The 26,436-nt window shown below is 57.3% G+C and carries 24 protein-coding genes and 1 pseudogene; 8 read left to right on the top strand and 17 right to left on the bottom strand.

The genetic code is table 11. From position 1 onward, the window contains the following. Positions 1-32 precede the first annotated feature (32 nt). A complete protein-coding gene (locus ABLU86_RS08045; protein ID WP_015365743.1) occupies positions 33-146 on the top strand; it encodes a protein YohO in 114 nt (37 codons plus the stop codon). Here the strand turns inward: ABLU86_RS08045 and ABLU86_RS08040 are convergent. The 5 genes and pseudogenes from ABLU86_RS08040 to bglX form a co-directional block, all read right to left on the bottom strand. After that, complete coding sequence (locus ABLU86_RS08040) at positions 121-858, bottom strand: ABC transporter permease (protein ID WP_348796131.1); 738 nt, start codon at positions 856-858, stop codon at positions 121-123. The genes ABLU86_RS08045 and ABLU86_RS08040 overlap by 26 nt on opposite strands. Beyond that, positions 845-1,790, bottom strand: a pseudogene (locus tag ABLU86_RS08035) (ABC transporter ATP-binding protein); the annotation flags it as partial. The pseudogene ABLU86_RS08035 and the gene ABLU86_RS08040, both read right to left, overlap by 14 nt. After that, a complete protein-coding gene (locus ABLU86_RS08030) occupies positions 1,783-2,940 on the bottom strand; it encodes an ABC transporter permease (RefSeq protein WP_348796132.1) in 1,158 nt (385 codons plus the stop codon). The gene ABLU86_RS08030 and the pseudogene ABLU86_RS08035, both read right to left, overlap by 8 nt. 6 nt (positions 2,941-2,946) lie before the next feature. Then, positions 2,947-3,861 carry an ABC transporter substrate-binding protein gene (locus ABLU86_RS08025; RefSeq protein WP_015365739.1) on the bottom strand — a complete coding sequence of 305 codons (915 nt, stop codon included), beginning with the start codon at positions 3,859-3,861 and terminating at the stop codon, positions 2,947-2,949. Between the two features lie 146 nt (positions 3,862-4,007). Further along, entirely contained in the window at positions 4,008-6,305 is a 2,298-nt protein-coding gene (bglX, locus tag ABLU86_RS08020) for a beta-glucosidase BglX (protein ID WP_015706093.1), read from the bottom strand. A gap of 201 nt (positions 6,306-6,506) precedes the next feature. Between bglX and dld the strand changes: the two genes are divergently transcribed. Together dld and ABLU86_RS08010 are read left to right on the top strand one after the other, a co-directional pair. After that, a complete protein-coding gene (gene dld / locus ABLU86_RS08015) occupies positions 6,507-8,240 on the top strand; it encodes a D-lactate dehydrogenase (protein ID WP_032712031.1) in 1,734 nt (577 codons plus the stop codon). A gap of 92 nt (positions 8,241-8,332) precedes the next feature. Next, a complete protein-coding gene (locus tag ABLU86_RS08010; protein WP_015706095.1) occupies positions 8,333-8,887 on the top strand; it encodes a GNAT family N-acetyltransferase in 555 nt (184 codons plus the stop codon). A 44-nt stretch (positions 8,888-8,931) separates the two neighbouring features. Here ABLU86_RS08010 and pbpG read toward each other — a convergent pair whose 3' ends face one another. After that, positions 8,932-9,882, bottom strand: a complete 951-nt coding sequence (gene pbpG, locus ABLU86_RS08005; RefSeq protein WP_161798740.1) for a D-alanyl-D-alanine endopeptidase — start codon at positions 9,880-9,882, stop codon at positions 8,932-8,934. A 174-nt stretch (positions 9,883-10,056) separates the two neighbouring features. After that, on the bottom strand, positions 10,057-10,644 hold the full coding sequence (locus tag ABLU86_RS08000) for a Yip1 family protein (RefSeq protein ID WP_015365733.1): 588 nt from the start codon (positions 10,642-10,644) through the stop codon (positions 10,057-10,059). Between the two features lie 154 nt (positions 10,645-10,798). On the opposite strand from ABLU86_RS08000, the gene ABLU86_RS07995 reads away from it, so the two are divergent. Next, complete coding sequence (locus tag ABLU86_RS07995; protein ID WP_015365732.1) at positions 10,799-11,392, top strand: DedA family protein; 594 nt, start codon at positions 10,799-10,801, stop codon at positions 11,390-11,392. 27 nt (positions 11,393-11,419) lie between these two features. On the opposite strand, the gene mdtQ is transcribed toward ABLU86_RS07995, so the two are convergent. Further along, the gene (gene mdtQ / locus ABLU86_RS07990; RefSeq protein ID WP_348796133.1) at positions 11,420-12,859 is read right to left on the bottom strand and encodes a multidrug resistance outer membrane protein MdtQ; all 1,440 of its coding nucleotides are present in this window, start codon (positions 12,857-12,859) and stop codon (positions 11,420-11,422) included. A 124-nt stretch (positions 12,860-12,983) separates the two neighbouring features. Here mdtQ and ABLU86_RS07985 point away from each other — a divergent pair, with 124 nt between their 5' ends. After that, positions 12,984-13,718, top strand: a complete 735-nt coding sequence (locus ABLU86_RS07985) for a class I SAM-dependent methyltransferase (protein WP_045412251.1) — start codon at positions 12,984-12,986, stop codon at positions 13,716-13,718. A 38-nt stretch (positions 13,719-13,756) separates the two neighbouring features. Here the strand turns inward: ABLU86_RS07985 and ascB are convergent, their stop codons facing one another. The 9 genes from ascB to ABLU86_RS07940 form a co-directional block, all read right to left on the bottom strand. Then, positions 13,757-15,151, bottom strand: a complete 1,395-nt coding sequence (gene ascB / locus ABLU86_RS07980; protein ID WP_020078295.1) for a 6-phospho-beta-glucosidase — start codon at positions 15,149-15,151, stop codon at positions 13,757-13,759. Between the two features lie 15 nt (positions 15,152-15,166). Beyond that, a complete protein-coding gene (bglF, locus tag ABLU86_RS07975) occupies positions 15,167-17,134 on the bottom strand; it encodes a PTS beta-glucoside transporter subunit IIABC (protein WP_162184139.1) in 1,968 nt (655 codons plus the stop codon). 28 nt (positions 17,135-17,162) lie between these two features. After that, complete coding sequence (gene bglG, locus ABLU86_RS07970) at positions 17,163-17,996, bottom strand: transcriptional antiterminator BglG (protein ID WP_015365726.1); 834 nt, start codon at positions 17,994-17,996, stop codon at positions 17,163-17,165. Positions 17,997-18,206: 210 nt separating this feature from the next. Then, entirely contained in the window at positions 18,207-19,139 is a 933-nt protein-coding gene (dusC, locus tag ABLU86_RS07965) for a tRNA dihydrouridine(16) synthase DusC (RefSeq protein ID WP_015365725.1), read from the bottom strand. A gap of 74 nt (positions 19,140-19,213) precedes the next feature. Next, positions 19,214-20,407 carry a 3-hydroxybenzoate 6-monooxygenase gene (locus ABLU86_RS07960; protein WP_015365724.1) on the bottom strand — a complete coding sequence of 398 codons (1,194 nt, stop codon included), beginning with the start codon at positions 20,405-20,407 and terminating at the stop codon, positions 19,214-19,216. Between the two features lie 12 nt (positions 20,408-20,419). Beyond that, positions 20,420-21,064: a maleylacetoacetate isomerase gene (gene maiA / locus ABLU86_RS07955; RefSeq protein WP_015706104.1), complete on the bottom strand. Its 645-nt coding sequence runs from the start codon at positions 21,062-21,064 to the stop codon at positions 20,420-20,422. 8 nt (positions 21,065-21,072) lie between these two features. After that, positions 21,073-21,774: a fumarylacetoacetate hydrolase family protein gene (locus ABLU86_RS07950; protein WP_348796154.1), complete on the bottom strand. Its 702-nt coding sequence runs from the start codon at positions 21,772-21,774 to the stop codon at positions 21,073-21,075. A gap of 17 nt (positions 21,775-21,791) precedes the next feature. After that, positions 21,792-22,829, bottom strand: coding sequence for a gentisate 1,2-dioxygenase (gene gtdA / locus ABLU86_RS07945; protein ID WP_047044889.1), 1,038 nt, complete (start codon positions 22,827-22,829; stop codon positions 21,792-21,794). A gap of 11 nt (positions 22,830-22,840) precedes the next feature. Then, positions 22,841-24,199, bottom strand: a complete 1,359-nt coding sequence (locus ABLU86_RS07940; RefSeq protein WP_020078293.1) for an aromatic acid/H+ symport family MFS transporter — start codon at positions 24,197-24,199, stop codon at positions 22,841-22,843. A gap of 127 nt (positions 24,200-24,326) precedes the next feature. Here ABLU86_RS07940 and ABLU86_RS07935 point away from each other — a divergent pair, with 127 nt between their 5' ends. The 3 genes from ABLU86_RS07935 to ABLU86_RS07925 all read left to right on the top strand — a co-directional run bounded on the left by ABLU86_RS07935 (position 24,327) and on the right by ABLU86_RS07925 (position 26,435). After that, positions 24,327-25,232 carry a LysR family transcriptional regulator gene (locus tag ABLU86_RS07935; RefSeq protein ID WP_063411240.1) on the top strand — a complete coding sequence of 302 codons (906 nt, stop codon included), beginning with the start codon at positions 24,327-24,329 and terminating at the stop codon, positions 25,230-25,232. A 112-nt stretch (positions 25,233-25,344) separates the two neighbouring features. Further along, the gene (locus ABLU86_RS07930; RefSeq protein ID WP_020078292.1) at positions 25,345-25,743 is read left to right on the top strand and encodes a CidA/LrgA family protein; all 399 of its coding nucleotides are present in this window, start codon (positions 25,345-25,347) and stop codon (positions 25,741-25,743) included. Further along, entirely contained in the window at positions 25,740-26,435 is a 696-nt protein-coding gene (locus ABLU86_RS07925; RefSeq protein ID WP_015365717.1) for a CidB/LrgB family autolysis modulator, read from the top strand. The genes ABLU86_RS07930 and ABLU86_RS07925 overlap by 4 nt, the downstream gene beginning before the upstream one ends. Position 26,436 lies beyond the last annotated feature (1 nt).

Below are 26,436 nucleotides of genomic sequence, written 5' to 3'. Positions count from 1 at the left end.
TATAATCCCTCCGTTAACAAAAGGAGCCTATCATGAAGCCTGCGAAAATCGCGGTCATTACCCTCTTCTTATGCATGGCCATCGGCGGGATCGGCGGCGTGATGCTAGCGGGTTACTCGTTTATTGTTCGCGGTGGTGTCGGCTGACCCACTGGTTTAGCCGTTCGAAAAAGCGATCGATGATGATCGCCGCCAGCGCTACCAGCAGCGCCCCCTGCAGCACGTAAGCGGTATTAAAGCCGCTGAGGCCGATAATAATTGGCGTGCCGAGCGTGTTGGCGCCCACCGTTGAGGCAATGGTTGCCGTACCAATATTGACGATGACCGAAGTGCGGATCCCGGCCAGCATGACCGGGGCCGCCAGCGGCAGCTCCACTTTGCACAACCGCTGCCAGCCGCTCATCCCCATCCCCTCGGCAATGTTCAATACCCCAGGCGATATCGAACTTAATCCAGCCAACGTCCCCTGCAGCACGGGCAATATTCCGTACAGCGCCAGCGCGATAAGCGCCGGTTGCCAGCCGAAGCCCATCACCGGTACCGCAATCGCCAGTACCGCCACCGGCGGAAATGTCTGTCCCATGACGGCAATGGTCTCCACCAGTGGACGAAACTCTCGTCCGGCGGGCCGGGTGACGATAACCCCGGCCCCGATACCGATAACCGTTGCGACAAGGCTTGATAACGCCACCAGCCAAAAATGCGCCAGCGTCAGCGCCAGAAAACTCTCCTGCTGATAAACCGGGCGCGGCAGTTCCGGAAATAGCCAGCTAAACAGCGGCGCGCTATGGGGCAACACCAGCAGCAGCGCGATAAACAGCGCCACCAACCACAGCAGCGGATCGCGAAGCGCCTTCACGCCCCACCTCCATCACGTAACAAATCAGCAAAGTGCAACGTACCGCACGCTTCGCCCTGTTCATCAACCACCGGCAAAACGTCGCGACGGTGAGCGACAAACTGCGACAACGCCTCGCGCAACGTCATTGAGACGTTTAGCGCATCGCCCGCCAGCCGCTCATCCCGGCGTAAATAATCCCCGACGCCGCGTAGCGAGAGCAGCCGCACCCCTAGTTCACTGCGGCCAAAGAAGGTTTCGACAAAGGCGTTCTTTGGCTCCAGCAACATCTGTAACGGCTCTCCCTGCTGCACCACTTCGCCGCCGTCCATCAGCACCAGATGATCCGCCAGGCGTAGCGCTTCATCGATATCATGGGTGACGAGCACAATCGTGCGCCCAAACAGACGATGAATGCGCAGCATCTCCTGCTGCAGCGCTTCGCGGGTCACCGGATCCAGCGCGCCGAACGGCTCATCCATTAACAGCACCTCCGGGTTGGCCGCCAGCGCCCGCGCCACGCCGACGCGCTGCTGCTGGCCCCCGGAAAGCTGATGCGGGTAGCGATCGCGTAGTAGAGGCTCCAGGCCTAATAACGCCATCAATTCATCAACCCGCTCGGTAATTTTTGCGCGCGGCCACTTTTGCAACTGCGGCACGGTGGCGATATTTTGCGCCACCGTCCAGTGTGGAAACAGGCCAATTGACTGAATGGCGTACCCCATACGGCGGCGCAGCGCCAGCAATGGCTGTCGACGGATATCCTCGCCGGCGAAGCGTATCACTCCGCTATCCTGTTCCACCAGTTGGTTAATCATCTTCAGGGTGGTTGATTTTCCGGAGCCGGAAGTACCAATCAGCACCGAAAACGCCCCCTCGCGCAGATGCAGGTTGAGATCTTTCACCGCGGGTTGCCCGGCAAAGGCTTTATTCACCCCGTCGAACTCAATCATGCGTTTCTCCTTTTAGTAACGCGCTCCACAGTGCAAACACGGCATCCACGACTACCGCCAACGCAATCGTCGGAATGACGCCCAGCAGCACCAAATCCAGCGCGCTGCTGAGGAGCCCCTGAAACACCAAAGCGCCGAAGCCGCCCGCGCCTATCAACGCCGCTACCACCGCCATACCGACAGTCTGTACGCTGACCACCCGCAGGCTGCGCAACAGGACCGGCAGCGCCAACGGTAACTGAACCTGGCGAAAACGCTGGGAGTCGTTCATTCCCATTGCGGTTGCGCTTTCCAGCGTCTCGCGCGGTACCTGTTGCAGCCCGGTCACCACCCCGCGTACCAGCGGCAATAACGCATACAGCACCAGTGCGATTAGCGCCGGAGCCAGGCCGGTTCCAGAAATGCCAATTTTGCCCAGTAGCGGAAAATGGCGCGTCAACCCGGCCAACGGCGCGATCAACAAACCGAAGAGCGCCACCGAAGGAATAGTTTGAATCACATTAAGGAAGGTAAATACTGGCGCCTGCCAGTGCGGTCGCCGCCAGAGGGCGAAGCCTATCGATAGACCCAATAATAATCCGGGCAGCAACGTCCCGAACAACAACCACAGGTGCTGACGCAGCGCGTCATTAAAGACATCCTCACGGTTAGCATATTCTTTCAGCAAAGAGAGTTGATCGAGCGAACCATGCCACAGCAGCAGGCACGGTAGCAGCCAAAGCTGCGCATTCAGCAGCCATCGCCATAAAGCGTGCGGAGTCAGGCGGCGGATAGTATCGCTGGCGAGTAGCAGACATAGCGCCAGCGAAAGCCATAATCCGCTTCCGGGAGAGGTACGCGCCAGCGGGGAGCCCTGTTGCACCAGCTGTAGCGCGATGTCTCCGGCGCCCCACATTAGTAGTGGCAGGAGCAAATCGGCAATAAGCAGGCTACCGAGCAGCGCCAGACGGCCTGGGATCCAGCACAATAACAACAGCAGCAGCACGCCCGCCAGCTGCGCCGCCGCCAGCCACGGCATCTGCGTCCATAGCCAGCGCGCTTCACCGGAAAGCAGACGATTAGGGGCATAAGTGACGAATGGCAGCGCCGTCACGGCCAACAGCAGTAGCGTGAGCAGCAGCGCCACGCGGTTATAACAACGAATAGTCACTCGTATTTACTTCAGCAGCCCTTTTTGTTGCAGGTAATCGGCGGCTACGCTCTTCGCGTCTCGCCCTTCAACGGCAATGCTGGCGTTTAATTTCTGCAACGTTTTTTCATCGAGGCTGGCAAACACCGGTTCCAGCCACTGCGCCATCTGCGGATACGCCTTCAGCACCGCTTCACGCACAACCGGCGTCGGGGCGTAAATAGGCTGTACGCCTTTTGGATCGCTCAGGGTTTGCAGCCCCAAAGCCGCTACCGGGCCATCGGTGCCATAGGCCATCGCCGCGTTTACGCCGGAGGTTTGCTGCGCCGCCGCTTTAATGGTCACCGCGGTATCGCCGCCCGCCAGCGACAACAGCTGATTCTGATTGAGCTTAAAGCCATAGGCTTTTTCGAACGCCGGGAGAGCATCGGCGCGCTCGATAAACTCCGCGGAAGCCGCCAGTTTAAAATCGCCGCCCTTCTGTAGATAGGCGCTAAGATCGGCCAATGAAGCAAGATGATTTTGCTCCGCCACTTCCTGTCGCACCGCGATAGTCCAGGTATTATTGGCGGGAGCCGGGGTCAGCCAGATCAGCTTGTTTTTTTCCGCGTCCAGCTTTTTAACTTTTTCATAGCCCTGTTTGGCGTTTTTCCACGCCGGGTCATTTTCATCTTTAAAGAAGAAAGCCCCGTTGCCGGTGTATTCCGGATAGATATCCAGCTCACCGGCGGTAATCGCTCCGCGAACCACCGGCGTGGTGCCAAGCTGGACTTTATTGACCGTTTTCACGCCGTGGCTTTCCAGTACCTGCAAAATGATATTGCCGAGCAGCGCCCCTTCCGTATCGATTTTCGAACCCACTTTCACCGGTTCCGCCGCCTGCAGCGGCAGGCTGACCAGCGCCACTAGCGCCAACGCGCCTGACCATTTCGTTGCCATCATCCTGCTTCCTTCTCTTCTTTTGCGCTCCGTTTACAGAAGCTTAAGAGAAAAGCGTAGTCCATTTGGCCGGCGAACGAAAAAAAAAGGCCGATTAATCGGCCTTTCAGGAGTAATACCCGGTTTATCCCCTTTGACAGGGCTATCGATTACAGCAACTCAAATTCGCTCTGCTTAACGCGGGCGGAATCCACCCCAATAAAGACGTTGAATTTGCCCGGTTCAGCAACGTATTTCATCTGCTGGTTCCAGAATTTCAGCGCTTCAACATCAATCGGGAAGCTGACGGTTTGCGTCTCACCCGGCTTGAGATTCACCTTCTTAAAGCCGCGCAGCATTTTCACCGGCCGGCTCATCGACGCGGTCACGTCCTGCAAATAAAGCTGGATCACCGTCGCCCCTTCGCGCTTGCCGGTGTTGGTCACCTGCACGCTGGCGGTCACGCTGCCGTCGCGCGGCATCGTTGGCGCCGACATTTTAACATCCGAAACGCTGAAGGTGGTGTAGCTCAGGCCATAACCAAATGGATACAGCGGGCCATTCGCTTGATCAAAATAACGCGAGGTGTATTTATTGGGCTTTTCCGGATTATACGGACGGCCGGTATTCAGATGGCTGTAGTAGGTCGGGATCTGCCCCACCGAACGTGGGAAAGACATCGGCAGCTTACCGGAAGGGTTGTAATCGCCAAACAGCACATCGGCGATTGCATGGCCGCCTTCAGTACCGGCAAACCAGGTCTCCAGCAGCGCATCCGCCTGCTGATCCTCTTTCACCAGCGCCAGCGGACGCCCGTTCATCAGCACCAGCACCAGCGGCTTACCGGTCGCTTTCAGCGCGCTAATCAGATCGCGTTGGCTTTGCGGCAGGGTGATATCGGTCCGGCTGGAAGCCTCATGCGCCATGCCCTGCGCTTCACCCACTACCGCAACAACCACGTCGGACTGTTTCGCCGCCGCCACGGCTTCATCGATCATCTCCTGCGGCGAGCGCGGATCGACCTGCACCGCTTTCTCATACAGGTTAAGGAAATCGACAATGCCTTTATCGTCGGTAACGTTAGCGCCTTTGGCATAAATCACTTTGCCTTTATCGCCCAGCGCTTCTTTAATGCCGGTCAGCACGGTGACCGACTGATCGGCCACGCCCGCCGCCGACCAACTGCCCATCATGTCGCGCTTGCTATCCGCCAGCGCGCCTACTACGGCGATCGTGCCGGATTTTTTCAGCGGCAGCGTATCGAGACGATTTTTCAGCAGCACCAGGCTTTCTCGCGCCACTTCACGCGCCTCTTTACGATGCAGACGGCTTTCGGCGTTGGTGTCCTGCGGGTCGGATGCTTTCGGCCCCAGATGGCTGTACGGATCGTTGAACAGCCCCATATCATACTTGACGTTGAGCACGTGGCGGGTAGCGTCATCCAGTTCGGCCATCGTCACCTTACCGGATTTCACCAGCCCCGGCAGATATTTGCTGTAGTACTCATCGCTCATGCTCATGTTGATACCGGACTTCAGCGCGACGCGCACCGCGTCTTCCGGGTCGGAGGCGACACCGTGTTTAATCAACTCTTTGATGGCGCCATGGTCGGAAACGGTGATGCCTTTAAAGCCCCACTGGTCGCGCAGGACGTCTTTCAGCAGCCAGGAATCGGAAGTCGCCGGCGTACCGTTGAGCGAGTTTAGCGCCACCATCACCGCGCCGCTGCCGGCATCGAGACCGGCTTTATACGGCGGCATGTAGTCGTTGAACAGGCGTTGCGGGCTCATATCGACGGTGTTGTACTCTTTGCCGCCTTCAACCGCGCCGTAGGCGGCGAAGTGTTTAACGCTGGTCATCACCGAATAGCGGTCTGCCGGGCTCTTACCCTGCATCGACTCCACCATCGCTTTACCCATCACGGTGGTCAGGTAAGTATCCTCGCCAAAACCTTCGGAGGCGCGGCCCCAGCGCGGGTCGCGAGAGACGTCGACCATCGGCGCCCAGGTCATATTGAGACCATCGTCAGCCGCTTCATAGGCCGAGATACGTCCGACGGTATTCACCGCGTCGAGATTAAAAGAGGAGGCCAGGCCGAGGCTTATCGGGAAGACGGTACGCTGGCCGTGCAGCACATCGTAGGCGAAAAACAGCGGGATCTTCAGGCGGCTTAGCTGCATCACCTGATCCTGCATCACGCGGATATCAGGCCGGGTCACGGTATTAAAAATCGCCCCTACCTGACCGTCTTTGATCATTTCCCGGATCGCCTCTTTCGGGTTATCCGGACCGACGCTGATTAGGCGCAGCTGACCGATTTTTTCATCGACCGTCATTTTTTTAAGCAGTTCGCTAACAAACGCATCTCGCGCCTCAGGCGTCAGCGGATGGTTACCAAACAGTTCATCCGCCAGCGCGGGTTGCAGCGCCAGGCTCACGGCGACGCCAACAGTACACAACCATTTCATTATTATGTATCCCTCTTTGATTCGGTGCTAATAGCCCAGCGAAAACGCAGCAAAAACCGCAGTTTGCCATATATATAAACAACGCGCCCGTAGAATGCTAAGGTTCTTATCTGATTTATAGAAACATTCATACACCAAATTGTCATACAAAGCGGTATGCTAACAGCGATATAGCTTTTCTGTGCCCACAAGGAGTGAATCATGTCATCTGCAACAACAATAAATAACCCTCCCTTTTTGGCGGAACTGGCGCGGCTGGTTGGCTCCTCGCATCTGTTAACCGATCCGGCGAAAACCCAGCGTTACCGGAAAGGTTTCCGCTCCGGCCACGGCGATGCGCTGGCGGTGGTGTTCCCCGGTACCCTGCTTGAATTATGGCGAGTGCTCAGCGCCTGCGTCCAGGCTGACAAAATTATCCTGATGCAGGCGGCGAATACCGGCCTCACCGAAGGCTCCACCCCAAGCGGCAATGATTACGATCGCGAAATCGTCATTATCAGCACGCTGCGTCTGGATAAGCTGCACCTGCTGGATAAGGGTGAGCAGGTGCTGGCCTACCCTGGCACCACTCTCTATTCACTGGAAAAAGCGCTAAAACCGCTGGGCCGCGAACCGCACTCGGTGATCGGCTCTTCCTGCATCGGCGCATCCGTCATCGGCGGTATCTGTAACAACTCCGGCGGATCGCTGGTGCAACGCGGACCGGCCTATACCGAAATGTCGCTGTTCGCGCAGATTGACGCCGACGGCAAACTGAAATTAGTCAACCATCTGGGAATCGATCTTGGCTCAACGCCGGAGCAAATCCTGAGCCGCCTCGACGATGACCGTATCAACGATGCCGACGTGCAGCACGATGGCCGCCACGCCCACGATCACGATTACGTCACCCGCGTGCGCGACGTCAACGCCGATACCCCGGCTCGCTATAACGCCGACCCGGACCGCCTGTTCGAATCCTCCGGCTGCGCCGGCAAGCTGGCGGTCTTCGCCGTCCGTCTCGATACTTTTCCGGCGGAAAAGCGCCAGCAGGTGTTCTATATCGGCACCAATCAGCCGGAAGTGCTCACCGAAATCCGCCGCCACATCCTCGCTGAATTCAATAATCTGCCGGTGGCCGGTGAATATATGCACCGCGATATTTACGATATCGCCGAAAAATATGGCAAAGACACTTTCCTGATGATCGATAAGCTCGGCACCGACAAAATGCCGTTCTTCTTCACCATGAAGGGGCGCACCGACGCGATGCTGGAAAAAGTCTCCCTGTTCAAGCCACACTTCACCGACCGCTTTATGCAGAAGCTCGGTCACGCCTTCCCGGCGCACCTGCCAGAGCGTATGAAAACCTGGCGTGATAAGTACGAACATCATCTGCTGCTGAAGATGGCCGGCGACGGCATCGAAGAAGCGCAGAAGTGGCTTACGGAGTATTTCCAGCAGGCCGAAGGCGATTTCTTTGTCTGTACCGCGGAAGAAGGCAGCAAGGCATTCCTGCACCGCTTCGCCGCCGCCGGCGCGGCGATCCGCTATCAGGCGGTACATGCCGACGAAGTGGAAGATATTCTGGCGCTGGACATCGCCCTGCGCCGCAATGACACCGAATGGTTCGAACATCTGCCGGCGGAAATCGACAGCCAGTTGGTCTACAAGCTCTACTATGGCCACTTTATGTGTCACGTATTCCACCAGGATTACATCGTGAAGAAAGGGGTCGACGCGCACGAACTGAAGGAAAAAATGCTGGATCTGTTGAAAGCGCGCGGCGCGCAGTACCCGGCGGAGCACAACGTCGGGCATCTGTATGAAGCGGCGGAGAGTTTAAAACGCTTCTATCGCCAGAACGATCCCACCAACAGCATGAATCCGGGGATCGGCAAAACCAGCAAACAAAAATACTGGGGCGAGGCGCAGAAGCCGACGGAAGCACAATAATCGTCAACCAGGACTGTTCAGCCGCGGGGCTTCTGTATTACGCTGCACGCCGGAGAAAAAGACTCTCCGGCCAATTAGCTTGAGGAGCCCCCATGTCCGCCAAGGATAAGTTACAAGACGCCGACTTAGAGATCCGCGAAGCGTTGCCTGATGACGCGCATGCGATTGCCGCGCTGTACGTCTGGCACGTGCTTAACGGCCGCGCCTCGTTTGAAGAGATCCCGCCTACCGTCGACGAAATGCGTAAGCGAATCAAAACCGTGCGCGATAACGGGCTTCCGTGGCTGGTCGCGCTGTGGCGCGGCACCATTGTCGGCTACTGCTATGCCACCTTTTACCGCCCTCGCCCGGCCTATCGCTATACGCTGGAGGAGTCGATTTACGTCGAGTCCGGCATGGGCGGGCGCGGCATCGGCAGCGCGCTGCTGACGCGTCTCATCGCGCAATGTGAACAGGGGCCGTGGCGGCAGATGCTGGCGATTATCGGCGACGGCCACAATAACGCCGCCTCGATTGCCATTCATAAGAAATTTGGCTTTACCGTTACCGGACAGCTGCGCAGCGTCGGCTATAAGATGGGCGACTGGCGCGATACCCTAATCATGCAGCGCCAGCTTGGCGACGGCGACTGGACGTTACCGGAGTGATATCAAAATTCCCGGATTGCGGCGCAATCCGGGGGAAGGACAAATTAATCGTTCTGCGCGGTCTGCGTGCCGCCTTTCAGCATCGCTTCCGCCATCTGCGCTTCACGCTGCTTTTTATAGCTCAATGCTGACGCCGGAACCGGCATCACCTTACCGGTTTCAATCCAGGTCCGTAACCGGCTGGCGTCGGCGAAGTGGGTATATTTGCCAAACGCGTCCATTACCACCAACGCTACCGGGCGTTGATTAATCACCGTACGCATAATCAGGCAGTGGCCGGCGGCGTTGGTAAAGCCGGTTTTGGTCAACTGAATATTCCAGTTATCGCGATACACCAGATGGTTGGTATTGCGGAACGGCAAGGTATACGCCGGATGCGCAAAGGTGGCGGTATCTTCTTTGGTGGTGCTTAGCTGGCCGATCAGCGGATATTGTTCGCTGGCGATCAGCAGCTTAGTCAGATCGCGCGCCGTGGAGACGTTATGCACCGACAGGCCGGTCGGCTCAACATAGCGTGTGTGGGTCATACCCAGCGCCTGCGCTTTGGCGTTCATCGCGCGGATAAAAGCGTTATAACCGCCAGGATAGTGGTGCGCCAGGCTGGCGGCGGCACGGTTTTCCGAAGACATCAGCGCCAGCAGCAGCATATTGCGGCGGCTGATTTGGCTGTTAAGTCGTACGCGGGAATAGATACCTTTCATCTCCGGCGTCTGGCTGATATCAACGGTCAGCATTTCGTCCAGCGGTAAATGCGCATCCAGCACCACCATGGCGGTCATTACTTTGGTGATCGACGCCATCGGGCGCACCAAATCGGGCTGGCTGGCGTAAATGATTTTCTTGGTCGCCAGATCGACGATCATCGCGCTACCGGAAGCGATATCCGGCTGTGAAGCGGCGGTTACCGCAGTGGTTTTTGCTATCGCCTGGGGCGCAAAAGGCACAGCCAGCAGCAAAGTCAGGCTGAGCAAAGAAATTCGAAAATTCGGCATCATGGGCATTCTGAAAAGTATTTTTGCACGTTATAGAACGTACGCCGCGGCGTAAAGTGAGCTACGCCGCTGGCAAACGCCATCATACCGCGTCATAACGCCCTGAGGCCAATAAGAATCGTGAGTAAATGCTGCATTGCCGACATAATTATTCATTTCTGCCGGCAATGCATTTGATTAGAAGAGTCGGTACCCGTAGCCCCACAGCACGACGGTGATCGCCAGCAGCACTTCCAGCACCAGCACCCCGATAGCCAGGGTTGAGCTGGCGAAGCTGAGCCCCTCTTCCTTATTAATACTCAGGAAGGTCGGAATACCCAGATACAACAGATAACCGGTGTAAAACAGCGCGATGGTGCCTATCAGCGCGCACAGCCATACCAGCGGATAGAGCGCCACGATCCCGCTTAAAAATAGCGGCGTCGCGACGTAGCCGGCAAAGACCATACAGCGTTTCAGCGACGGCTGCTGCGGATAGCTTCTGGCCATCCACCAGATCACCCGCCCCATCACCGCCACCCCCGCTAACATCACGGCGTAAAACAGTACCGCTAATACCAACCCGGTCATCAGCGAGAGCTTAATCACCGTACCGTCGCCGAAGTTCCAGCCGAGCTGCGTCGTACCGATAAAGGCGCAGATAACCGGAACCGCCGCCATCACCAGCACATGGTGCGTGTAGTGGTGCGAAACGGTCTCATTTTCACTCTTGATCACGCTCATCTCTTGATTAGGATGAGCGAAGAGTCCCCAGACATGGTTCATAGCGTCCCCCTTGTCACGGCTTCGTACAGCACTGATCCAAGTATAATTCACTCTGTAGATTATTTTGTGTACAGCGATAAAAATCCGCTTCAGCGCGTTTTAATCATCAGGGTGTATGATTAAGGGACTGGTAAGAGTAGGAGTTTATGTTTATATGGATATCAATCACCTGATTTCCCAATACGGCTACGCGGCGCTGGTTATTGGCAGCATCGCAGAAGGTGAAACCATCACCATCCTTGGCGGCGTGGCGGCACATCAGGGTCTATTGAAGTTTCCTTTGGTGGTCATCGCCGTGGCCCTGGGCGGCATGATCGGCGATCAGCTGTTGTATTTCCTTGGACGTCAGTTCGGCGGTAAGCTACTGCGCCGCTTCTCGCGGCAAAAGGCGCGCATCCGTAAAGCGCAGCGCCTGATTCAGCGCCATCCCTATCTGTTCGTTATCGGCACCCGCTTTATGTACGGCTTTCGGGTTATCGGCCCGGTCTTGATCGGCGCCAGCCGCTTGCCGCCAAAAATATTTCTACCGCTGAATATTTTTGGCGCCATTGTTTGGGCGCTGATTTTTACTACCCTTGGCTATCTTGGCGGCGAGGCGATCGGCCCGTGGCTGCACCATCTCGATCAGCACGTTAAACACTGGATCTGGCTGATCCTCGTAGTGGCGCTGGTGGTCGGGGTTCATCTGTGGCTGAAACGCCGGGAAGCGAAAAGAAAAGAGGAAGATACAGAAGATGATAATCAATAGCGGCGCCGCGCGCCGCTATTGATGCCGTTATTTCGTCGTCTGGTGATAACCGCCGCCCAGTGCGGAAGTCAGCTGAATGCTGGCATCCAGCCATTGGCCGTGCAGACGCAGTGCGGTGATTCGCTCCTGTAGCGCAGGCAGCTTCGCCATGCTCACGCGGGAACCGGATAAGATTCCCGCATTCATCCGCGCCTGGGCGAGATTGACCACCCGCTGCGCGTCTTTCTCCACCTGCTGCTGCTGCTGGTTTTTCTCCATCAGCGTCTCGACCTGGCTTGCGGTTTTCGCTACCTGGTTCACCGCATCGACCACGGCTTTGTTGTATTTAGCGATCGACAGGCCGTTCTGCGCGCTGGCGATGTCGAGATTGGCATTCAGCCTGCCGCTATCAAAGATAGGCAGCGTCAGCCCGGCGGTGACGCCCATCTGCTGCGCCGAGTGGCGGAACAGATCGCTTAAATGCAGCGCATCCTGTTGCAGGAACGCCATCAGGTTGATATCCGGATAAAACGCCGCTTTCGCCGCATCAACTTCGCTTAGCGAGGATTCAATATACCAGTGGGCTTCCTGCAGATCCGGACGGCGGGCCAGCAGTTCATAGCCCAGTTCGCTCGGCATTTGTGCGCTGACTGCGGGCAGCGGCGCCGCTCGCAGATTGAGCGACTGGCTCTGGCTGTTGGTTAACGCCATCAGCCGCGCTTCAATCTCTTTCATATTACCCGCCACGTCGGCCAGCTGCTGATCGGTTTTGCTGACGTTAATGTCGTTCTCCGCCCCTTCGGCAGAGTTGGTGATGCCACGCTGATAGAGCGCGGTATCGACGCTAACAATATTATTCTGTTCGCTTTTGACCTGCTGCAGCACCGTTTTCACCGCTGCTTCGGTCTGCCACTGCCAGTACAGGCGCGCCACGCTGCTGGCCAGCAGCTCGCGGGTCTGCGCCTGCTCGGCGACCTGGGCTTTCACTTCGCCGATACGCGCTTTCACCAACGCACGGTTTTTCCCCCACAGATCCAGATCCCAACCGGCAGTCAGACCAAAGGTACCATTGGTGTACCAGGGCCCGGTGTTGCCGTCGGTATCGGTAGCGAACGGTCCCATCAGGCCTTCCGCGGACATTTTCTGCCGTTCGATATCGGCGGAGAAATCCATCTCCGGACCAAGATTCGCCTGCGACATTCGCGCCTGCGCTTCGGCCAGTTTGATGCGCTGCGCGGCAATTTGCATGTCCGGGGCATTGGCTAACGCGCGCTGAATCAGATTATCCAGCTGGGCATCGTGGTAGTCTTTCCACCAGTCGGTGTGCGGCCAGCCATTTTTTACGGCGGCGGGAAGATCCATCGAAACATGAGATGCCGGGGTTTGCTGCTTTAAAGGGCCGTCAATGTCATGGGATGGCGCGCAGCCAGCCAGCGCGATGGCCAGTGGCAGTGCCGCCAGCACGCTTTTGCTCAGTGTAAGGTTCATTCTTCAGGTCGGGTTACTTATAAAGGTTGGTCATCATAAATTAATTGAATGACGTTCGTTAAGTAAAGCGTGTGCATTGACAATGAGTCAGCTAAAAATAAACAAAGTTATTATTGGAGTCGCAATGAGTCAGAACATTTATGACGATCCCGGTTTCTTTGCCGGTTACGCCACCCTTGATCGTTCGGTGAAGGGGCTTGACGGCGCGCCGGAGTGGCCGGCAATTCAGCGCCTGCTGCCAGCGTTAGACGGCCTGCGAGTAGTCGATCTCGGCTGCGGATACGGCTGGTTTTGCCGCTGGGCGCAGCAACAGGGAGCAAAACAGATAATCGGTTTTGATCTCTCCAGCCGGATGCTGGAGCGGGCGCGGGAGATGACCACCGGCGAAACTATCGAATATCGCTGCGCCGACCTGCAAACCCTGACGCTGCCCACCGAGAGCTGCGATCTGGTCTACAGTTCGCTGGCGCTGCATTACCTGCCGGATGTCGCCCCGCTGTTCGCCACGCTCTATCAGGCGCTGGTTCCCGGCGGTACGCTGGTCTTCTCCGCCGAACATCCCATCTATACCGCGCCGCTGCAGCAGGGCTGGCAGGTAGATGAACAGGGGCAGAAACGCTGGCCGGTCAGCCACTATCAGCAGGAAGGCGAACGTATCAGCAACTGGTTTGCCGAGGGGGTGATTAAACAGCATCGCAAACTCTCAAGCTGGATTAACGCGCTCATCGCCGCCGGTTTTATGCTGGAGCAGCTTGATGAGTGGGGCCCGAGCGCCGAGCAAATCGCGGCCCAACCGGCGCTGGAGGAAGAGAAAGAGCGTCCGATGATCTTTTTACTGCGCGCCGGTAAACCGGCTTAAACGGCATGCGGCCCGCATCAACCGGGCCGCCGAACAGCTTATTCCTGCAGGCTACCGCCGTTACTGGCAATCACCGCCTGATACCAGGCGAAGCTTTTCTTCTTACGCCGTTCAAGCGTTCCCTGCCCGCGATCGTCACGATCGACATAGATAAAACCGTAGCGCTTGGACATCTCGGCCTTCGACGCGCTAACCAGATCGATTGGCCCCCAACTGGTAAAGCCCATCAGTTCAACGCCGTCGGCAATGGCTTCGCGCGCCTGCACCAGATGATCGTTGAGATAGCTGATGCGATAGTCATCGTTGATGCTGCCGTCGGCTTCGATTTTATCTTTCGCCCCCAGACCATTTTCAACGATAAACAACGGCTTCTGATAGCGGTCCCACAGTACGTTCAACAGGGTACGCAGCCCCAGCGGGTCTATCTGCCAGCCCCACTCCGAGCTTGCCAGATGCGGGTTGGGCACCATGCTGAGAATGTTGCCTCGCGCTTGCTGGTTCAGCGCTTCATCGGCGGTAACGCAGCCGGTCATATAGTAGCTAAAGGAGATAAAATCGACGGTCTCTTTCAGCGCTTCCCGGTCGCCGTCGGTGATGGTCAGCGTAATATCGTTTTCGCGGAAATAGCGCTGCATGTAACCCGGATAGGCGCCACGGCACTGCACATCGCCAAAGAACTGCCAGCTGCGGTTTTGCTGCAGCGTTTCAAAGACATCTTCCGGCTTGCAGCTCAGCGGATACATCAGCCCGCCGAGCAGCATATTGCCAATCTTGCCTTGCGGTACCAGTTCATGACAGGCTTTGACCGCCAGCGCGCTGGCTACCAGCTGGTGGTGGATAGCCTGATAAACTTCGCCTTTGCTGCTACCGGCCGGCAGCCCGACGCCGGTCATTGGCGCATGTAGCGACATATTAATTTCGTTAAAGGTGAGCCACAGTTTGACCTGATTTTTATAGCGGCTGAATACCGTTCTGGCGTAGCGTTCGAAAAAGCCAATCACCTTGCGACTGCCCCAGCCGCCATAGTTTTTTACCAGCGCCCACGGCATCTCGTAGTGCGATAGCGTCACCAGCGGAGTGATATTATGCGCGGCCATCTCGGCAAACAGCTTGTCGTAGAAGGCCAGCCCGGCTTCGTTCGGCTCGGCGTCATCACCGTTCGGGAAGATACGCGTCCAGGCGATCGAGACCCGCAGACAGTTGAAACCCATCTCAGCGAACAGCGCGATATCCTGCGGGTAACGATGGTAAAAATCGATCGCCACATCTTTAATACCGCTGTCGCCCGCAACGCGCTCCACGACGTCGCCGAATACCCCCTGCGGCTGCACGTCGGAGGTGGATAAACCTTTGCCATCTTCCAGATACGCCCCTTCGACCTGATTTGCCGCGGTGGCGCCGCCCCATAAAAAGCCCTGTGGGAATGTTTTCATCGCTCTCTCCTGTAATTAATGGCTGACGGACAACAGCGGCTGGCCGGCATCCACGACGCTCGCGGATACAATCTCAACGCTACGGTAATCATCGCTGTTGCTGATAATAATTGGGGTCGCCAGGTCGTAACCGGCGTCCAGAATAGCCTGACGGTCGAACTCCAGCAGCAAATCGCCGGCCTGAACTCTATCCCCTTCTTTGACATGGGCGGTAAACGGTACGCCGTCGAGTTTGACGGTATCAATGCCGACATGGATCAGTAGCTCAATGCCGCTGTCGCTCAGCAGGCCGATGGCGTGTTTAGTCTGAAACAGCGAGGCGACCTCGCCAGAAAACGGGGCAATGACCTTGCCCACCGCCGGAATAATGGCCACGCCTTTACCCAGCAGACCGCTGGCGAAGGTGCTATCCGGCACCTGATCGAGGGCCAGCACGCTGCCGGACATCGGCGCCAGAATATCGTTTTCCGCCGCAGGCGCGACGACGACGGCGCCTTCCGCCTGGCTGCGCGGTAAGCCGGCGAAGAAGGTCAATACGCAGGCGAGAATGAAAGCCACCCCGGTGCCGATTAATCCGCCCCACACGCTAAAATCAATACCGCCGGGCGGGATCATCTGCGCCGGAAAGAAAATGTTCGGCACCCCAAAGGAATAGGCGTAGCTATTACTGAAGGCGGTGATCGCGCCGCCAATCGCGCCGGCGATACACCCGAAGATAAACGGGCGACGTAACGGCAGCGTCAGGCCATAAATGGCAGGCTCCGTGATGCCAAACAGCCCGGCGGAAAACGCGGAACCGGCCAGCATCCGCTGACGCGAATCGCGCGTGGCCAGCAGTATCCCCAGCACGGCGCCCACCTGGGCTATCACCGCCGGCAGAATAATTGGCAGCATAGAATCATGCCCCAACACGGTCATGTTATTGATCATCAACGGTATCAGCCCCCAGTGCAGGCCGAAAATAACGCATACCTGCCATAGCGCGCCCAGCACTGCGCCTGCCAGCCATGGGGCAAAAACGTAGATAACCTGATAGCCATTGGCAATCATGTGGCTCAGCCAGGTCGCCAGCGGGCCTATCACCAGAAAGGTCAGCGGCACTACCACCGCCAGGCAGATTGCCGGAGTAAAAAAGTTCTTCATCGCGGACGGCAGCACCGCGTTACTCTTCCGTTCCAGCCAGCAGCAGACCCAGGAGGCGAGGATAATCGGGATCACCGAGGAGCTATAATTGATATAGGTCACCGGTATACCGAGGAAGTGCTCCACGGGCGCCCCCGTCTGACTGGCTTCAAAGGCCTGAATCATCAGCGGGTGGGTTAATGCCCCGCCGATCACCATTGAGATAAACGGGTTGCCGCCAAACTTTTTGCCGGCGGTGTAGCCAAGAAACAGCGGGAAGAAAAAGAACAGCGCATCGCTGGCGGCAAACCAGATTTTATAGGTCCCCTGCTGCGGCGTGAGCCATCCGCAGGTTAGCGCCAGCGCCAGCAGACCTTTCAGCAGACCCGTCGCCGCCATCACGCCAATAAAAGGGGTAAAGATGCCGGAGATGATGTCGATGAGTTGACTTAATACCGAGCTTTTCGCCGCTTTCTCCTGCGGCACCGGTTCGCTGTCGTCGCTTAACCCCGCCTGCTGGCGCACTGCCAGCCAGACATCGTGAACATGGTTACCGATGACCACCTGAAACTGGCCGCCGCTTTCTACCACCATGATCACACCGGGGTTCGCCTTCAGCCCTTCGGCATCGGCCTTCGCATTATCCTTCAATTTGAAACGCAGACGTGTCGCGCAGTGAACCAGACTCACAATATTCTCTTTGCCGCCGACGCGGTGAAGAATATCCTGCGCGAGTGCTTTATATTCCATGCTCTTTTCCTTACTGCCGCTGCCCACAGACAACCGGCGACTGAGTATTAAAAATAAAAAAACCCGAGAACCACGCCGGTTGGCGTCGCGCTCAGGTTTTGCCTGCATCATGCAGTAACAATCCAGTTTTGTGGGGGAATTAACGCCCCTCTTTTCTTACCCGTTCAATATGAATGGCAAGAAACATAATCTCTTCGGTGGTCAGCGCCCGTTGATAATTCTTTTGCAAGTGCTTCGCCACCGTTTCCGCGCACTTCCACGCTTTGGCGTAGTTATCTTTCACCGCGCTGTGCAGCGTGACGTCGTCATCCTGCACTACCGTTCGCGTTAACATGCGCTGGGCGAAAAACTTCAGGTGGGTCACAAAGCGCTGGTAGCTGAGCGACTCTTCGTCATAGTTAAGCTGCAGCTGATACTTCACCAGTTGCAGGATCTCCTGCATCACCCGCGTCACGTGCATCACTTCCGGCATTTCGCTGTTGAGCTGCGCCGTCACCAGATGCAAAGCGATAAACCCAGCTTCATCCTCGGCAAGCTCGACGCCCAGCCGGCGGGCGATAATGGCCCTCGCCTCCTGACCCAGTTCGAACTCCTTCGGATACAGCCGTTTAATCTCCCACAGCAGCACGTTGCGAATCGCGACGCCGTTTTTCTGCCGCTCGATGGCAAAGTGACAGTGGTCAGTTAATGTGATGTACAAACTTTCCTGTAACTTTCCCAACCGCCCGCGGGCCAGGTCGATGATACGATCGCAGGTGGTCATCACTTCTAACGGTATCTGACTGAGTAATTCGCCTAAGCGGCCAACCAGTTCATCGCTTTGTAAGGCGAAGACTTTTTCAATTTTACTTTCGTCCAACGAGTCGCCCACGCGCTTTTGAAAGGCCAGCCCTCGCCCCATCACCACCTGTTCGCGCTGCTGCTCGTTGACCACTACCACCACGTTATTATTAAGTACTTTGGCGATTAGCATATGAACCCCAGAAACAAAAAAACCTGACCCCCGACAAATGCCAGGTAATCAGGTTTCGCCTGCCGAAGCAGTAGCAATCCAACTATTGCACTGTATCAACTTCTTGTGGCGACTCAAGCGCGAAGGAATAAAAACGTGATACAGCTCGCGTCGCATCGTGCAAGGATGAGTGCTAATTAATAAAGTGCGTACGGAATAACACCGCCTTATCTAATAACGTGCAATGGCGTTCGCTATCTCTGCTGAGGTTTGCAAGGTGCGAATTTCATTAAAGAGGCCAAGCGCTTCCGTGTATTCTTTGCGTAAATAGCCCAGCCACTGCTTAATGCGCGCCACGTGATATAAACCGGTATCCCCCTGCTTTTCCAGCTGGGTATATTTTTTGAGTAACTCAACCACCTGCGGCCACGGCATACGCGGTTCATTGTATTTAATTACCCGGCTGAGATTCGGCACGTTGAGCGCGCCGCGGCCAATCATCACTGAATCACAGCCGGTGACGGCCATGCACTCCTGCGCGCTTTGCCAGTCCCAGATTTCGCCGTTGGCAACCACCGGAATAGTCAGGCGCTGGCGGATTTCTCCGATGGCCTGCCAGTTGATACGTTCAGCTTTGTAACCATCCTCTTTCGTGCGGCCATGCACCACCAGCTCGCTGGCGCCCGCCTGCTGTACCGCGTCGGCGATTTCAAAGCGCCGTTCGCCGCTGTCCCAGCCGAGGCGAACTTTCACCGTCACCGGCAGGTGATCGGGAACCGCTTCGCGCATGGCTTTCGCCCCGCGATAGATAAGCTCGGGATCTTTCAATAACGTCGCACCGCCGCCGCTGCCGTTCACCAGTTTCGATGGACAGCCGCAGTTTAAATCCACGCCCCAAGAGCCAAGCTCCACCGCGCGGGCGGCGTTTTCCGCCAGCCATTGCGGGTATTGCCCCAACAATTGCACGCGCACCCGGGTGCCGGACGGAGTGCGACTTTGATGGTGCAGTTCCGGGCACAGTCTATAGAACGATTTTACCGGCAGCAGCTGGTCCACCACGCGCAGAAATTCGGTGATGCACAGATCGTAATCGTTAACCTCGGTCAGCAGCTCGCGCACCAGCGAATCGAGCACGCCTTCCATTGGCGCCAGTAATACACGCATATCGTTACCCGGAAAAAAAAGAGGCGCTATGGTAGCGCCTCTGTGCGTCGGTTGAAAGACCTCAATACCAGACCTTAGCGTGGTTCGAGGCAGTTATCCTCTTTCCAGCCGTAAAGCCACTCGATACCGCGGTAAAATTCATCCTGCGCTTTGCCCTTCCAGAGAAGATTACGTACCTGACGTTCGACCCCCGCCGCGTGATAAATCCGCCCCATTTCACGGGTTGACCAGACAATTCGCGCGGTACGCGGAATACGCACCGACTCGTACAGCGCGAAGGCGCGAGCGGCGTCGCCGTCGCACTGCTGCAGCGCTTTACCTATCGTTACCGCATCTTCCAGCGCCATGCAGGCGCCCTGCGCCATATATTGCGCTACCGGATGGGCGGCATCCCCAACCAGGGTAATGCGATCGTTGCCCCACTTTGCAACAGGCTCGCGGTCGGCGGTGGACCAGCGGCGCCAGGAAGTCGGCTTGTCGAGCATCTGCCGCGGGCGCGGATGAATCCCTTTAAAGTAAGAGAGCACCTCTTCTTTACTACCGTCGCGCACGCCCCACTCTTCGCTTTCGCGGCTATGGAAGGTGACCACAAGGTTGTACTGTTTGCCGCCGCGCAGCGGATAATGCACCAAATGACAATGCGGCCCGGCCCACAGTACCGGCGCGTTAATACGCAGGTCTTCCGGCATGTCGGCCGCCTCGATCACCGCGCGGTACACCACGTGGCCGGTGACCCGCGGCGCATCGCCGAGCAGACTCTGGCGCACCACTGACTTCACGCCGTCGCAGCCCAGCAGAATATCGGCGGTCCAGCTGTTGCCTTTGTCATCAAAGACCGTCACGTCATCGGCGGTCTGGCGGATATCCACCACCTGAGTTGAAGTCCGGTATTCCACGCCGGGATGGGTCAGCGCGGCTTCCCAGACGGTGGCGTGAATGTCCACCCGATGGATCACCGCATACGGGCCGCCGAAATGGTCACGGAAGGCCTGCCCGGTCTCGATACGCACTACCTCTTCCCCATTCACCGCATCCATCATCGTGATATGGTCAGTAAACACCGCGCGCTGGCGCGCCACTTCGCCGACGCCGAGGCTATCCAGTGCTGAAAACGCATTCGGCCCCAGCTGAATACCGGCGCCGATTTCACCGATTTCATGCGCCTTTTCCAGCAGCATCACTTTGATCCCCTGGCGCGCCAGAGAGAGCGCCGTCGCCGCGCCGCCAATGCCGCCGCCAACGATAATTGCTCGCGTCACTTTCGCCATTTTCCCTCCTCCCTAGGCCGGAATTTTGTCTTGTTGATTTTCCGGCGCGGCGGCAATAAAGGCCGGTAGCCGGGTACAGGCGTCGTAAACCGCCTGGCAGCGCGGATAATGGCTCAAATCACACCCCATCCGCTGCGCGTTGGCCCATTGCGGCACCAGACAACAGTCGGCGAGCGTTGGTCTATCGCCGACGCAGAAAGCGCCGGATTTCGATTGTCGCAGCAGTTGCTCCAGCGCGCTCAGCCCCTGCTGGATCCAGTGGGCGTACCAGCGTTTTTTGTCCGCTTCGCTGACCTTCAACTCATCGCTAAGGTAGCGCAAGACCCGCATGTTATTAATCGGATGAATATCGCAGGCGATGGCGTAGACCATCTCCAGCACCCGCATCCGCGCGGGATCCTCCTGCGGCAGCAGCGGCATTTGTGGGTAGTGGCGGTCAAGCCAGTCAACAATCGCCAGCGACTGGCCCAGCGATTCACCGTCATCGGTGATAAGCGTCGGCACCAGCCCAACCGGATTGAGCCGCCGGTACTCCAGCGCATTCTGCGCCCCGATGCGGATATTCACCCCCACGCTCTGATAATCGATGCCCTTGAGGGCCAGCGCAATGCGCACCCGATATGAGGCAGAGCTATTAAAAAAACTGTACAGCTTCATTGTTCACCTCACACCACGCGCACGGCGATAGGCGTCAGTCCGTCTACGTTGCCGGTAATCACATCACCCCTCACCACCGCGCCGACGCCCTCCGGCGTGCCGGTGAAAATCAGATCGCCGGGCTGCAGTTCAAAAAAGCCCGAGAGATAGCTGATGGTTTCATTTACCGACCAGATGAGGTGGCGTATATCGCTACGCTGATGATCTTCACCATTCACCTGCAGCCAGATCCCGGCCTGATTCACCTCGCGCGCCTCGGCGGCTTTATGCAGCGGCGCGACAGGAGCGGAAATATCGAACGCTTTACCTATCTCCCACGGGCGCCCCATCTGGCGCATCTCCATCTGGCGGTCGCGGCGGGTCATATCGAGTCCGGTGGCATAGCCCCAGATATATTCCTGCGCCTGCTCCAGCGGGATGTCGCGTCCCGCTTTGCCGATGGCGACCACCAGCTCAATCTCGTAGTGATAGTTGTCGGTCTGCGCCGGATACGGCAGATCCAGCGTTTCGCCAGCCGCCACCGGCACAACCGCATCCGCCGGTTTACAAAAGAAGAAAGGTGGTTCGCGATCCGGATCGAAGCCCATTTCACGAGCGTGGGCGGCATAGTTACGGCCAACGCAGTAAACGCGGCGTACCGGGAACTGCTCATCGCTGCCAACAACCGGGATGCTAATCGGCGCCTGGGGTGCAAAAACATATTGAGTCATCATTGTTTTCCTTCTTATTAATAACGCGCTTCGCGGAACAGGCCTAAGGCCTCCTGTACCGGACGGTCCGAGAAGCTAAATAACACGCACTCTTCGCTGGCGTTGAACGATACGCCGTGCCAGGTTGGCGCCACGAAGATGTCTTTCGCCTGGAATGCAAAGGTTTGTTCGCCAATCGTCACCTGGCCGCTACCTTCTACTACGTGGTAGATGGTGCTATCGGTGGTTTTCGCCACCCGCGACCGGAACCCTTTAGGCAACAGTTGCAGGAAAGCGCCCATCGAGGGCATCGGATAGCCGCCGGTGACCGGGTTGACGTAGCGCATCTTGTAGCCGTCCCATTCGTCGGCCTCGCCAAGATGGGTCAGGTCGTGCAGCGCCTCGCGGCTACGGTCGTAGCGGTAGTTAAAAATCGGCGAGGAATTTCCCACCTGATGGCGCAGCGGCAGCATATTGGCAGCATAGCGCGGCAGGTAGTCGCCCTCTTTACGCGTCACCGGCTGCTGCTCCTGCGGATAATCTTCAGCAAATCCGCAGCCGAGATAGTTGACCAGCGGTAAATCGAGACCATCGAGCCAGACCACCGGTTCATCGCCAGGATTGCCGTGATCGTGCCAGCGCCACTGCGGAGTCAGAATAAAATCGCCGGGGCGCATTTGCGTGCGCTCGCCGTCGACGGCGGTGAACGCGCCGTGGCCTTCCACGATAAAGCGCAGCGCCGACTGATTGTGACGGTGGCTCGGCGCCACCTCGCCCGGCATGATGAGCTGCAGGCCGGCATACAGCGACGCGGTAATGGACGACTGGCCGCGCAGCTGCGGGTTCTCCAGCACCAGTACCCGACGCACCGCCTCTTTAGCGCCGATTAACTGCCCGCTTTCCAGCAGCAGCGGGCGAATTTCCTGATAGTTCCAGTACGCCGGGGCGCAGTTGGCATTCGGTGTTTGCGGCACCAGGTGGTGCAAGGATTCCCACAGCGGCGTCAGATTCTGCCCGGCAATATGCTGGTAGAACTGCTGGCGTTCGCGGTTCGATTGCGGAGTAGATAGGGTCATTATTGTTCTCCTTATTTATTCGCGACACCCGCAGAGGGCAGCGCGTCGGGTACAGATCCAGGACGGCGAACCGCCAGCATCAGCATGATGAGCATCACCGCGCCGATCGCCGCCGGTACCGCTATAACGTAAAACAGCGTGTCGAAAGAGAGATTCATCGCCATCATCATGCCGCCGGAGAGCGAACCAACGATGGCGCCGCAGCGGCCGATGGCGTTGGACCAACTGACCCCGGTCGCGCGGCTCTGGGTTGGGTAAAGGGTGGCGGTCAGCGCATTCAGGCCCACCTGCGAACCACTCACGCCAATTCCGGTGCCGAAAATCGCCAGCGCCATCAGCCACAAACCGTTTTCGCTTAAACCGATCATCACGATGCACAACGCGCCCAGGCAATAACTTAGCGCCAGCACAAAGAAGGGATTGAAACGGTCCATCAGGATGCCGAGCAACAGTGCGCCGAGCGTGCCGCCCACCTGAAACGCGGCGGTCACCCACGAAGCGTGCTGTAAATCGATACCACGATGGTTAAGCAGCGTCGGCATCCAGCTGGAGAGCAGATAGATAATCAGCAGGCTCATAAAGAACACCACCCAGAGCATCAAGGTGATCGCCAGTTGTCGGCCGGCAAACAGCTGGCTAATGCTGCCTTTCGGCCCGGCTGCCGGTTCGTCGAGCCAGAAATGGGTCTCGGGATAGCGCTCGCCGGTGATAGCGCTGACGGTTCTGGCGATAGTCGCCTGCGGCAGCCCGCGACGAACCTGCCAGCGCGGCGATTCCGGCAGCGCCCACAGCAGCGCGACGGCCAGCAGCAGCGGCAGGATCCCGCCTAAGGCCAGAATGCCGTGCCAGCCGATATGCGCCACCAGTTGGGCGCTCACCACCCCGCCCAGCGCCGAACCGAGGGTGAAGCCGCAGAACATCAGGGTAACTAACGCGCCGCGGCGGCGGGCGGGCAGATATTCCGAAGTCATGGTGATGGTGTTGGGCATCGCCCCGCCTAATCCCAGACCGGTGAGGAAACGCAGAAAAACCAGCATCTCTAGATTCGTCGAGAATGCGGAGAGCAGACTGAACAGGCCAAACAGCGCGACGCAAAACTCAATCACCCGTTTACGACCGAAACGGTCGGAAAGCGGGCCGCAGAGCAGCGCCCCGGCGGTCAATCCCAATAGTCCGGCGCCAAACAGCGGCGCGAGGTCGCTGGCGCTCAATTGCCAGTGAACACGGATATCGGGAGCGATAAAGCCAATGGCGGCGGTGTCAAATCCATCAAGCATCACCACCAGAAAACAGCAGATAATCACACGCCACTGCAGGGCGCCAACCGGCGCTGCGTTAAGTAACGTCTGTAGTTCACGTCGTTGAGCCATAATGATGCCTCAGTGCAGGTCAGGGTAGATGTTGTATTTATTTCTTTTATGTTGCGATTTTGTAACCATGGCGATGAAATGTACAATGGCTTTTCGGGCATAGACATAACCTGGAGGTTATCGGCTGATGGCGAACTGGACGCAAAAGTTGAAGCTGCAGCATTTGAAAATGCTGGTGGCGCTGGGTGAGCAAGGCAATCTCACGCAGGTCGCGAAAATGATGAATATTACCCAGCCCGCACTCTCTAAGTGGCTGACGCAATTTGAAGAAGAAGTCGGCATGCCGCTCTTTGAGCGCCACAGTAAGGGCCTGCGCCCTTCGGAAGGCGGTAAACTGCTGCTTCAGCACGCCCAGCGGCTAATCAACGATATGTCGCGCTCGCAGTACGAGATCGAGCGCTTTAAGCAAGGTGGACTGGTCGGCAGCCTGATGATCGGCTGCTCTCCCGTGGCGACAGACTGCGTGGCGCAGGCGATCCTCTCCCTGCTTAAAGAGATGCCGACCCTGCATCTGAATATTGAAGAAAAAGTGATGACCCCGCTGCTGCACGACCTGCTCTCCGGCGTGGTCGATGTGGTCGTCGGACGTGTTGGCGGCCGCGCGCTGGAACTGCCGCTCAACTATCGTGTGCTCTATACCGAACCGGTGTGCTTCGTCGCCCGTCCCGACCATCCGCTAGCTAGCATGCCACGTCTGAGCTGGGCAGATCTCGCCACCTGGCGCTGGATCGTCTGGCCTACCGGCACGCCCATTCGCCAAAGCATTGATAACGCGCTGGTCGATAACGGCGTCATGCTGCCGGAGAATACTATCGAGTCAGCCTCGATGAATGTCACCAGCAATTTGCTGCAAAGCAGCGATATGATCTCTATTCTTTCTTTGCGGCTGGCGCAGCATTACGCCGAACATCGGCAGCTGACGATTCTGAATTTGCCGCGTATTGAACAAAAAGGTAGCGTTGGGGTGTTCTGGCGCAAAAGCGAAGTACCATCGCTGGCGCTCACTCGTTTTCTGCACTACCTCGCAGAATAAGGCCGCTGTTCCCATTTTCTATGCTGACGATGCCTAGAATTCATGATGTGATCGGTAGCACATTTCAGGGTTTAATTGTATGATGAATGGCAGTTCATCAAGGGTTATTACCATGAGTAAGTCGCTGAATATTATCTGGCAGTACGTGCGAGCTTTCGTCCTGATTTACGCCTGCTTGTATGCAGGCATTTTTATCGCCGGGCTACTGCCCATCACGATCCCCGGCAGCATTATCGGCATGCTGATTTTGTTCGTGCTGCTGGCGCTGCAAATTATGCCGCCGCAGTGGGTCAACCCCGGCTGCAACATTCTGATTCGCTACATGGCGCTGCTGTTCGTGCCTATCGGTGTTGGCGTAATGCAGTACTGGGATTTACTGCGCGCGCAGCTGGGCCCGGTGGCGGTGTCCTGCGCCGTCAGTACTTTATTAGTCTTTTTGGTGGTGAGCTGGAGCTCGCATCTGGTCCACGGTGAACGCAAAATCATCGGGCAAAAAGGAAGTAAAAAATGATCCATGAAATGTGGTGGTCGCTACCGTTAACGCTGATTGTCTTTTTCCTTGCCCGCAAGCTGGCGGCGCGGTTTAAATTTCCGCTGCTCAACCCGCTGCTGGTCGCCATGGTGGTCATTATTCCTTTCCTGCTGGTCACCGGTATTTCTTATGAACGCTATTTTGCCGGCAGCAAAATCCTTAACGATCTGCTGCAGCCGGCGGTGGTTGCGCTGGCCTTTCCGCTATATGAACAACTGCACCAGATCCGCGCGCGTTGGAAATCCATCATCACCATCTGCTTTATCGGTAGCTGCGTGGCGATGATCACCGGTACCACCGTCGCTCTGCTGATGGGCGCCACCCCGCAAATAGCCGCTTCCATCATGCCAAAATCCGTCACCACGCCAATTGCCATGGCGGTCAGCGGCAGTATTGGCGGTATTCCAGCGATTAGCGCCGTGTGCGTCATTTTCGTTGGGATCCTCGGCGCGGTGTTCGGCCATACGCTGCTTAACGCCATGCGTATTCATACTAAAGCATCCCGCGGCCTGTCGATGGGTACCGCCTCGCACGCCCTCGGCACCGCGCGTTGCGCCGAACTGGACTACCAGGAAGGAGCGTTTAGCTCGCTGGCGCTGGTACTGTGCGGAATTATTACCTCGCTGGTCGCGCCTTTTCTGTTCCCGGTGATCGTCGCTGTTGTCGGATAAT

This window comes from Klebsiella sp. JN_Kp121 (assembly GCF_040062145.1).
GTDB lineage: Bacteria > Pseudomonadota > Gammaproteobacteria > Enterobacterales > Enterobacteriaceae > Klebsiella > Klebsiella aerogenes.
The sequence above is the reverse complement of the archived record's forward strand: the minus strand, read 5'-3'. Positions and strand labels throughout refer to the sequence as shown.